Raw genomic sequence first — 8,429 nt, 5'->3', positions numbered from 1 at the left:
CCGCTGGTCTTGCGGCGTGTGCAGGTGTGGCAGATGCCCATCCGGCATCCGCTGGCCGGGTTCAGTCCGGCCGATTCGGCCTGCTCCAGCAGCGGGCGGCCATCGTCGACGACGTCAATGCTGCTGTCCGCGAACGTGACCCGCCCACCCGTTGGCTGCGCGGGCAGGTCGAACGACGGCGCCACGAAACTCTCCGAGTACACGTTCTCGCAATGCTCACGGACGGCCTCGATCAAAGCGGTTGGACCACAGACGAAGACCGCGTCAGGTTCCGGCATGGCCGCGGCCAGGTGGCCGGGTCCGAATCGGCCGTCGAGATCGCCGCCGGACGATCGGGTGTAGCCGTGCAGCACTCGCACACCCGGCATCGCGGCAAGCTCGTCGCGGTAGCACGCCTCAGCGCTGTTGCGCGAGTAGTGCACGAAGGCGATCTCGCCCGAGTGGTCCTCGTCGATGAGCGTGCGCAGCATCGCCATGACGGGCGTGATCCCGCTGCCGCCGGAGACGAAAAGAATGCGGCGGGGCCGCTGCGCCGGCAAGACGAAGTCACCGCCGACACCGGTCAGACCGACCACCATCCCGCGACGCGCACGCTCGTACAGATAGGTCGAGACCAGTCCGCCGTCGTGCTGTCCGATGGTCAGCTCGACATGCGAGGCGCCCTCGGCGTTGGCCGGTGAGTAGCACCGGGTATGCCGGCGTCCGTCGATCTCGACGCTGAGGTTGACGTATTGCCCGGCCTTGATGGTGTCGGTGAACGCGTCGTTGGGCGCCAGCACCAGGGTGACGCTGCGCGGGGTGTCCCGTCGCACGTCGACGACCTTCGCGCGGCCCTCAGCCAGCGTCCAGGTCCGATCCACCTGCTCGGTGTACCGGTCGACGCCGTGCGGGCCGGTCAGCAGGTTGACCAGGTCCGAGCCCAGCACCCGCGCCTTCAGAGTTTGAGTGAACATGTGTATACCGTGCGCGCATATAACCCTGCTCGTCAAGGGTTTCCCCAGGTCTGTGGTACGGTTCACACGGTGAACAGTCGTGCGCCTAGCTCACGGCCGCACCGGTCGAGCCGCGGGCGTAGCCGCGAGGGCCCGTCCCGCGAAGAGCGCAAAGAGGCCACTCGCCGGGCCATCGTTGCCGCGGCGCTCAAACTGCTCGACGAGCGAAGCTTCAGCGGATTGAGCCTGCGTGAGGTGACCCGGGAAGCCGGGATCGTCCCGGGAGCGTTCTATCGCCATTTCGAATCGATGGAGGCCCTCGGGCTGGTCCTGATCGACGAGTCGTTTCGGACCCTCCGGGACATGCTGCGTGGCGCGCGCGCCGGCAAGCTCGACCCCAACCGGGTGATCGAATCGTCGGTCGAGATCGTGGTCGCCAGCGTCACCGAAGGTCGCGAGCACTGGCGTTTCATCGGACGCGAACGCTCCAGTGGCGTCACGGTTCTGCGGTATGCCATCCGCACCGAATTCCGGCTGCTGACGTCGGAACTGGCCACCGACCTCGCCCGGTTTCCGGGTCTGAACGCGTGGAGCACCGACGACCTCAACGTGCTGGCGAGCCTGTTCGTCAACTCGATGATCGTCATCGCCGAGGCGCTCGAAGGTGTTCAGGGCGCCGATGCGATCGAGGAGATCCGCATCACCGCGGTCAAGCAACTGCGGATGATCGTCATCGGCGTCACCGGCTGGCGCAGCAGCCCCTAAGCATCTTCGACGTTCTCCGCGCAGCGCAGTAGAACTTCGGCAACGGTTCGCCGATCCCGGGCCGAAATACCCTGCAGCATCACTGCTTCGACGCCGAACACCGCGTCGTGGGCGGCGCCGAGACGCCGCGATCCCAGGCGCGTCAACTCCAGGGGTCGAGCGCGTCCACGTGGCGGGGCGTCGGCCGTCTCGACCAGTCCCGCCGCACGCAAGCCGCTCAGCACGTCCTGCAAGGACTGCCGAGTCACGAAGCACAGCCGCGACAGTTCGGCGGCCGACGCATCGGGGTGTTCATGCAGCGCCCGCAACGTCGAGTACTGGGCCATCGACAGACCGGTCGGTTTCAGCGCCAGGTCGCATTGGCGCCGTAGTCCTTGCTGGACCCGTTTGACCAGATATCCGACCGAGCGCTCGGCCTCCGACGCTTGCATGACAGGAACCTTACACTGGTGCTATCGTATCGTCAGGAACCTGACAAAGGAGATAGTCATGTCGACCATTACCGCACACGCCGACCACGCGACATTGATCAACGTGTTCACCGTGCAACCCGAGCGGGCTCGAGAACTCGCCGATCTCCTGATGGCGGCCACCGAGGAGGTGATGCAGCACATCGACGGGTTCATCTCGGCGAATATTCACCTCAGCATCGACGGCACCCGCGTCGTCAACTACGCGCAATGGCGCAGCGCGGAAGCGTTTGAGGCGATGCTGAGCAATCCCACCGCCCGCCAGCACATGGGGAAGTGCGCGGACTTGGCCGACGGATTCGAACCGCATCTGTACACCGTTGAGTCGGTGCATCCCGCGCCATGGTGACATCTCTGATGGCTGAAGCCAGTAGCTTCATGACCTTCACTCAGCCTCAGATTCTTCTCTGCGGTGCGTCTCCCGACGCTGCACGAAGGACCAGTCCGACCCCGGAAGGAACAGTAACACTGGGCAACGACAAGGTCCGCCGCCGCGCGGCGGAAGTACCGATTACCCCGGCGGGTGAAGCCGCCGGTCCCCTCGGGACGCCATGATGGTGGGATGGCCACCAAAATGCGAGACCTGCTCGGGGCCGCACTGCCGTCGCTGCGCTACGAGCCGACCGAGAAGCACCTCCGGATTGACCTCGACGGCGAGCCGGTAGCCGACACGGTCGACGGACTGCTGGTGTGGGAGCCGCGGCGGGTCGTCCCGACCTACGCGGTGCCGCAGGCCGATGTCGCGGCCCAGCTGGAATCGGCGGGCCGGGTCGACGGTCTTGCCGAGCTGCCCGTCCTGGTCCCGACGAATCCCTTTACCGCGCATAGCTGTACCGGCGAGATCTTCGACGTCATCGTCGGCGGGCGGCGATGTCCTGCGGCGGCATTCCGGCCGGACGATCCGGATCTGGCCGGGTATCTCACTTTCGACTTCAGCGCCTTCACCTGGCATGAGGAAGACGAGCCGATCGTCTCCCACCCGCACGACCCGTTCAAACGCATCGACATCCTCGCCAGCAGCCGGCACGTCCGCTTCGAGTGGGACGGCCGGCTGCTGGCCGAGTCGTCGCGTCCGCTGCTGTTGTTCGAGACTCTGCTGCCGACCCGGTTCTATCTTCCCCGCGCTGACGTCGTCGTCGATCTCGAGCCGAGTGAGACGGTCAGCTACTGCGCCTACAAGGGCCGGGCGTCGTATCTGTCGCTGCCCGATGGACCCGCGGACATTGCGTGGACGTATCACCAACCGCTCCGCGAAGCCGAACCCGTCCGCGACCTCGTCGCCTTTTTCAACGAGCGGGTAGACGTCATCGTGGATGGCCAACCACGGCAAAGGCCCATCACTCCGTTCTCCGACTGACCGCGGTGGCTACCGCGCAACGCAAAGAGGGCAAGGTGGCCGACCTCACCGGCCCCGGGATCACCGATCGGTGGGGCGTGACGTGCACCGACCTGGGCGCATCGGTGACTGCGCCGAACGGAACGCTGGTGTCGGTGTTCGGAGATACCTTCTCCGGCAATCGTGTTGGAGAAGGAGACTCGCGTTCGCCCGTCATTCTGATCGACACCGGCGACGCCGGCCATCCGATCACCTACCACCGGGCCGGCGGGTCCAATCCTGATTTTGCACAACAACTTTGGCAGTACACGCATCGCGCCGGCCGGTCGGGACAGCCCCGCCGCGGCATCAGCACGGTGATTCCGTCCGACCTGCTGCGGGTGGGCGACTCGCTCTACCTGCACGCGATCGTCAACCGGGGCTTCGGCAACGTGGTGTGGACCCAGATCTGGCGCTCCGACGACAGCGGCGTCTCATGGCACCACCTGAGCGGCAAGACGAGGTTCCCGGCCCTATCGGGCAATGCAACTCCGCGCGACGATGCGCGACACTACCAAATCGTCACCTGTCGACGTTGAATAGCGAGTCGCCATCCTCGGGGGTTCCATCGATCTGACCGCGATGCACGCGGACTGGGCGCTCCACGCCCGGGCCCTCGTCGTTCAGCACGTCGGGCTCCTCTTCAGCGAGCCGGTTGTCGAGGGAATCGCCCTCCCGCTCCTCGCGCGCCGTCATCCCGAACTTGTCAGCCTCACTCCAACCGTCGGGCGGATCAACGACGATGTCGCCGTCGTCATTGCGCACCTCGTCGGAGTCGGTCGACTCGCTCGAGCTCAGAGTTTGGGGGTCGACGTCTTCACTAGCCATGGTGACTCGGTTCCCCTCGGACCCGATCGACTAAACACGGACCACCTCCCCAGAATCCTCAGATATGGGGCGATTTCCCGATAGGCGGAGTCCGCCCACGGACGCAGTCTCGAGGCGACGGCCGATCGCGGAACGGAACGACTTCTTTGGATAGCCAAGGCTGAGTTGACCTCCTCAGCGACTTGCCAGCTGGTGAGTGACCCGTCACATTGGCCGAACCGGCCTCACCGGCTGGTCGTGAAATGCATTGGAGGTCAATGAGGATCTGGGACATGCACCATCACAGCCAAGGAGACCAACATGACAGATCTAGACCCGCAGACCACCGGCGACTTCTGGGACGCATACCTCCGCGCCGCCGGCGCCGGTACCAAGCTGTCTCAGGTCAGCCGCACTTTTCCCGATGCCCGACGCGAACTCTGCTCTCCAGTTATCGGGCCGGTGTCATACGTGCCGAGAATTGCCCCTGCGGCAATAACATTCGCCTGGGACCTCGTTGTGCTGCGGGACGCGCCACCTAGGGTTGCGTAAACGGCGCAGTAAAAAGCCGCGTCCTGGATCCGTATTCAGCGCGGCGGCCGCCACATCGGCCACAGCGTCGGCCCCCCGTTGGGCACGACGAGCTCGCCGGTGACCTCGAAGCCGAATCGCTGGTAGTACGGCACGTTTTCGGCCTTGCTGGATTCTAGATACGCGGGTGCGTGCTCGGCGTCGACACGGTCGAGTCGCGACTGCATCAGCGCCTGCCCGTAGCCTTTGCCACGCACCGAGGTGTCACTCCCCAGTACCGCCAAGTACCAGTGCGGTTCCTCCGGGTGCTGTGACTTCATCTGCTCGAGCAGTCCATTGAGCTTGCGGGCCGTTGTCAGCCGGGGCCCGAACCCGAGGATGAACGAGGGCAGCATCACCAGTTGTTCACGTCCCGACTGCTTCCATCGACCCGGCGGATCCCACAGGGCCGCCGCGCCGATGGTCGACCCGTCGGTGGCCACCTCCACACCGCCACCGGCGAGATGATGGTGGCGGGTAACTGTCGCGAAGAACTTCCGCAGGTGCGCGGCCCGCGCCTTGGGGTCCGGCATGATCCAGACCGAAACGGGGTCGTCGTAGAAGGCGCGGCCAAGTGCGTGCGACAGCTCAGAGACATCGGCCTTGTGCCCAGGACGCGTATGGATTGTCATTGGCAGCCAGAGTAGTAGCGTCGGAATCGTGTGGGACTTCGAGACGGACCCGGAATACCAGCAGAAGCTGGACTGGGTCGAAGAATTCATGGTCAACGAGCTCGAGCCACTCGACCTGGTGGCGCTCGATCCGTATGACAAGAAGAATCCCGACACCATGGCGGTCCTGCGGCCGCTACAGCAACAGGTCAGGGACCACGGCCTGTGGGCGGCGCATCTCGAACCCGAACTCGGCGGACAGGGCTATGGCCAGGTCAAGCTCGCACTGCTGAATGAAATCGTGGGCCGGTCCCGGTGGGCTCCGTCGGTGTTCGGCTCGCAGGCACCCGACTCCGGCAATGCCGAGATCCTGGCCCTGTTCGGTACCCCCGAACAGAAGACGCGCTATTTGGAACCGCTGCTCGCCGGCGAGATCACCTCGTGTTACTCCATGACCGAACCGCAAGGCGGTTCGGATCCGGGCCTGTTCGTGACCCGCGCCGAACGCGACGGCGACTCGTGGGTCATCAACGGCGAGAAATGGTTTTCCACCAACGCCCGGCACGCCACGTTCTTCATCGTCATGGCGGTCACCAATCCCGACGCCCGCACCCGCGACAAGATGTCGTTGTTCATCGTCCCGGCCGGAACACCGGGCGTCGAGATCATCCGCAACGTGGGCGTCGGCACGGAGTCGCACGCCACACACGGCTACGTCGGTTACACCGACGTCCGGGTGCCGGCCGACCACATCCTCGGCGGCGAGGGCCAGGCTTTCGCGATCGCGCAGACCCGGCTGGGCGGCGGGCGCATCCATCACGCGATGCGCACCATCGCGTTGGCCCGGCGGGCATTCGACATGATGTGTGAGCGAGCGGTCTCCCGCCAGACCCGGATGGGTCCGCTGTCGAATTTCCAGATGACCCAGGAGAAGATCGCCGACAGCTGGATCCAGATCGAGCAGTTCCGGTTGCTGGTGCTGCGCACCGCCTGGCTGATCGACAAGCATCACGACTACCAGAAGGTCCGCCGCGATATCGCCGCAGTCAAGGTGGCGATGCCGCAGGTGTTGCACGACGTCGCTCAGCGCGCCCTGCACCTACACGGCGCGCTCGGGGTCTCCAATGAGATGCCGTTCATCAAGATGATGATTGCCGCGGAGTCGCTGGGGATCGCCGACGGCGCCACCGAGCTGCACAAGATGACCGTGGCCCGCCGCACGCTGCGCGAATATGAGCCGGTGTCAACGCCTTTCCCGTCGCAGCACCTGCCGACCCGGCGGGCCGAGGCGCAGGCCCGGTTGGCCGAGCGCCTGGAGCACGCGGTCGCCGAGTTCTAACTGCCCGCGGTGACGCGGTCGATGTGGGTGAGAAAGTGTGTCAGCACCGCATCGGGAGCTTCGAGTTGCGGCCAGTGCCCGATATCGTCGGCGAGCATCACCACGTCGGCGTTGGGGATCACCTCGGCGTAACGGCGGGCCATGTGCGCACCGGAGTTGGGGTCGATCGGTCCATCGATCAATCGCATCGGAACGTCGGTCTCCCGCATCGCCCGCACCCACCGATTCCGGTGTGTGTGGCGGTCTTTGATGAAACGGCCGACCTTGTGCAGCACGCGTCGGCCGTCGTTGTAGTCGAGGATCTGACTGAACACGACCATCATGTGCCGCGTCGGTTTGGTGTTGGGGCCGAACATCTCCCGCAACGTCGGCTCCAGCAGCCTGCGTGACAGCGGACTGTTCTGAACCGGACTCAAGATGTCGCCCAACGGAGTTGCCGATAACAGCTTCTGTGCCGCCCGCGGCGTGTAGGTCTCGACGAACATACCGCCGTTGAGCCAGGTGATCGAGTCGATGCGCAGCGTGCCATAGGCGTGCTGACGAAATTCGTGGCGGGCCAACAATTCCTGGCCGACCGAGTCGCCGATGTCATGGGCAAGGATGTGCGCGTTGCCGATGCCCAGGTGAGCCAGCAAGGCCTCGTGCATGTCGGCGTGGTCGTGCACCGAGTATTCGTATTCGACGGGCTTGGCCGAGAAGCCCATTCCCATCATATCGGGCGCGATCACGGTGAATCGCTGCGTCAACGTCGGCCAAATCGGTTGCCAGTCAAAGGAATTGAATGGGTAGCCGTGGATCAGCAGCAGCGGAGGGCCGCTGCCCTCCACGCGATAGAAGATCTCGAAGCCGAGATAGTCGAAATATAGTCCTTCATCTAGCCAGGAAGCCAGGCCAGCGTCCATGACCCCGCCGCCCTACGCGATGTAACGAACGACGCTTTCGGCCACACACGCCGGTTTGACCGAGCCCTCGACCTCGACGGTGGTCGACACAGTGGCCTGCACCGCGCCGTTGCCCAGATCCTCGACGTTGACCAGCGAACTCTTCGCACGGACGCGAGAGCCGACCGGGACCGGCGCGGGAAAGCGGACCTTGTTGAGGCCGTAATTGATTGCAAGCTTGATGCCGTTGACGGTGTACATCTGGTGCTGCAGTCGGGGCAGCAGCGCCAGCGTCATGAAACCGTGCGCGATCGTCTTGCCGAACGGACCCTTGGCCGCCCGCTCCGGGTCGACGTGAATCCACTGGTGATCGCCGGTCGCGTCGGCGAACAGGTTGACGTCTTCCTGGCTGATCGTCACCCAATCGCTCTCTCCGATGCTTTCGCCTTTGATCGAGGCGAGGTCGGCGACTGAATCGAAGGTGCGCATGGCGTTTCTCTCCCTTGAGTCGGCCCGGCAGCGGAGCGGGCGGCGCTGGTTAGCATCGTGCCACTCCGCGTACACGACCCGACCACCGGGACGCGAACCATTCATCGTCAGAGGAGGATGGTCGGGTGAAGCTGCTGCTGCTGGCCGACACACATGTGCCGCGACGCGCCCGCGACCTGCCGCCGCAGGT

At 64.9% G+C, this 8,429-nt stretch carries 11 protein-coding genes and 1 pseudogene; 6 read left to right on the top strand and 6 right to left on the bottom strand.

Annotated elements, in window-relative coordinates:
* A partial coding sequence (locus VGH54_RS07215) for a ferredoxin reductase (RefSeq protein ID WP_331511250.1) occupies window positions 1–953 on the bottom strand: 953 nt, incomplete at its 3' end.
* A 69-nt stretch (window positions 954–1,022) separates the two neighbouring features.
* Between VGH54_RS07215 and VGH54_RS07210 the strand changes: the two genes are divergently transcribed.
* Window positions 1,023–1,697 (top strand): TetR family transcriptional regulator, encoded by a 675-nt coding sequence (locus tag VGH54_RS07210; RefSeq protein ID WP_331511249.1) that lies wholly within the window; start codon window positions 1,023–1,025, stop codon window positions 1,695–1,697.
* Here the strand turns inward: VGH54_RS07210 and VGH54_RS07205 are convergent.
* Window positions 1,694–2,128 (bottom strand): MarR family winged helix-turn-helix transcriptional regulator, encoded by a 435-nt coding sequence (locus tag VGH54_RS07205; RefSeq protein ID WP_331511248.1) that lies wholly within the window; start codon window positions 2,126–2,128, stop codon window positions 1,694–1,696. The two genes, VGH54_RS07210 and VGH54_RS07205, sit on opposite strands and share 4 nt — an antisense overlap.
* A gap of 58 nt (window positions 2,129–2,186) precedes the next feature.
* Between VGH54_RS07205 and VGH54_RS07200 the strand changes: the two genes are divergently transcribed.
* The 3 genes and pseudogenes from VGH54_RS07200 to VGH54_RS07190 all read left to right on the top strand — a co-directional run.
* Window positions 2,187–2,516, top strand: coding sequence for an antibiotic biosynthesis monooxygenase family protein (locus VGH54_RS07200; protein WP_331511247.1), 330 nt, complete (start codon window positions 2,187–2,189; stop codon window positions 2,514–2,516).
* A 213-nt stretch (window positions 2,517–2,729) separates the two neighbouring features.
* Window positions 2,730–3,524, top strand: coding sequence for a DUF427 domain-containing protein (locus VGH54_RS07195; RefSeq protein WP_331511246.1), 795 nt, complete (start codon window positions 2,730–2,732; stop codon window positions 3,522–3,524).
* A gap of 5 nt (window positions 3,525–3,529) precedes the next feature.
* Window positions 3,530–4,015: pseudogene (locus VGH54_RS07190) on the top strand (DUF4185 domain-containing protein); the annotation flags it as partial.
* Between the two features lie 49 nt (window positions 4,016–4,064).
* Here the strand turns inward: VGH54_RS07190 and VGH54_RS07185 are convergent.
* A complete protein-coding gene (locus VGH54_RS07185; protein ID WP_331511245.1) occupies window positions 4,065–4,370 on the bottom strand; it encodes a hypothetical protein in 306 nt (101 codons plus the stop codon).
* A 300-nt stretch (window positions 4,371–4,670) separates the two neighbouring features.
* On the opposite strand from VGH54_RS07185, the gene VGH54_RS07180 reads away from it, so the two are divergent.
* Window positions 4,671–4,901 carry a hypothetical protein gene (locus VGH54_RS07180; RefSeq protein WP_331511244.1) on the top strand — a complete coding sequence of 77 codons (231 nt, stop codon included), beginning with the start codon at window positions 4,671–4,673 and terminating at the stop codon, window positions 4,899–4,901.
* Between the two features lie 35 nt (window positions 4,902–4,936).
* Here the strand turns inward: VGH54_RS07180 and VGH54_RS07175 are convergent, their stop codons facing one another.
* Window positions 4,937–5,551, bottom strand: coding sequence for a GNAT family N-acetyltransferase (locus tag VGH54_RS07175; protein ID WP_331511243.1), 615 nt, complete (start codon window positions 5,549–5,551; stop codon window positions 4,937–4,939).
* Window positions 5,552–5,576: 25 nt separating this feature from the next.
* Here VGH54_RS07175 and VGH54_RS07170 point away from each other — a divergent pair, with 25 nt between their 5' ends.
* Window positions 5,577–6,869, top strand: a complete 1,293-nt coding sequence (locus VGH54_RS07170) for an acyl-CoA dehydrogenase family protein (protein ID WP_331511251.1) — start codon at window positions 5,577–5,579, stop codon at window positions 6,867–6,869.
* Here the strand turns inward: VGH54_RS07170 and VGH54_RS07165 are convergent.
* Both VGH54_RS07165 and VGH54_RS07160 read right to left on the bottom strand, forming a co-directional pair.
* Entirely contained in the window at window positions 6,866–7,771 is a 906-nt protein-coding gene (locus VGH54_RS07165; RefSeq protein WP_331511242.1) for an alpha/beta hydrolase, read from the bottom strand. The two genes, VGH54_RS07170 and VGH54_RS07165, sit on opposite strands and share 4 nt — an antisense overlap.
* A gap of 12 nt (window positions 7,772–7,783) precedes the next feature.
* On the bottom strand, window positions 7,784–8,239 hold the full coding sequence (locus VGH54_RS07160) for a MaoC family dehydratase (protein WP_331511241.1): 456 nt from the start codon (window positions 8,237–8,239) through the stop codon (window positions 7,784–7,786).
* Window positions 8,240–8,429: the final 190 nt, after the last annotated feature.

Source organism: Mycobacterium sp. (genome assembly GCF_036488105.1).
Classification (GTDB): domain Bacteria; phylum Actinomycetota; class Actinomycetes; order Mycobacteriales; family Mycobacteriaceae; genus Mycobacterium.
This window is presented reverse-complemented; position numbering and strand designations above follow the sequence as displayed.

Excerpts from the sequence above, each read along its gene's own strand:
- VGH54_RS07205 (WP_331511248.1), bottom strand. The coding sequence starts at position 2,128 with ATGCAAGCGTCGGAGGCCGAGCGCTCGGTCGGATATCTGGTCAAACGG.
- VGH54_RS07200 (WP_331511247.1), top strand. The coding sequence starts at position 2,187 with ATGTCGACCATTACCGCACACGCCGACCACGCGACATTGATCAACGTG.
- VGH54_RS07195 (WP_331511246.1), top strand. The coding sequence starts at position 2,730 with ATGGCCACCAAAATGCGAGACCTGCTCGGGGCCGCACTGCCGTCGCTG.
- VGH54_RS07185 (WP_331511245.1), bottom strand. The coding sequence starts at position 4,370 with ATGGCTAGTGAAGACGTCGACCCCCAAACTCTGAGCTCGAGCGAGTCG.
- VGH54_RS07180 (WP_331511244.1), top strand. The coding sequence starts at position 4,671 with ATGACAGATCTAGACCCGCAGACCACCGGCGACTTCTGGGACGCATAC.
- VGH54_RS07175 (WP_331511243.1), bottom strand. The coding sequence starts at position 5,551 with ATGACAATCCATACGCGTCCTGGGCACAAGGCCGATGTCTCTGAGCTG.
- VGH54_RS07165 (WP_331511242.1), bottom strand. The coding sequence starts at position 7,771 with ATGGACGCTGGCCTGGCTTCCTGGCTAGATGAAGGACTATATTTCGAC.
- VGH54_RS07160 (WP_331511241.1), bottom strand. The coding sequence starts at position 8,239 with ATGCGCACCTTCGATTCAGTCGCCGACCTCGCCTCGATCAAAGGCGAA.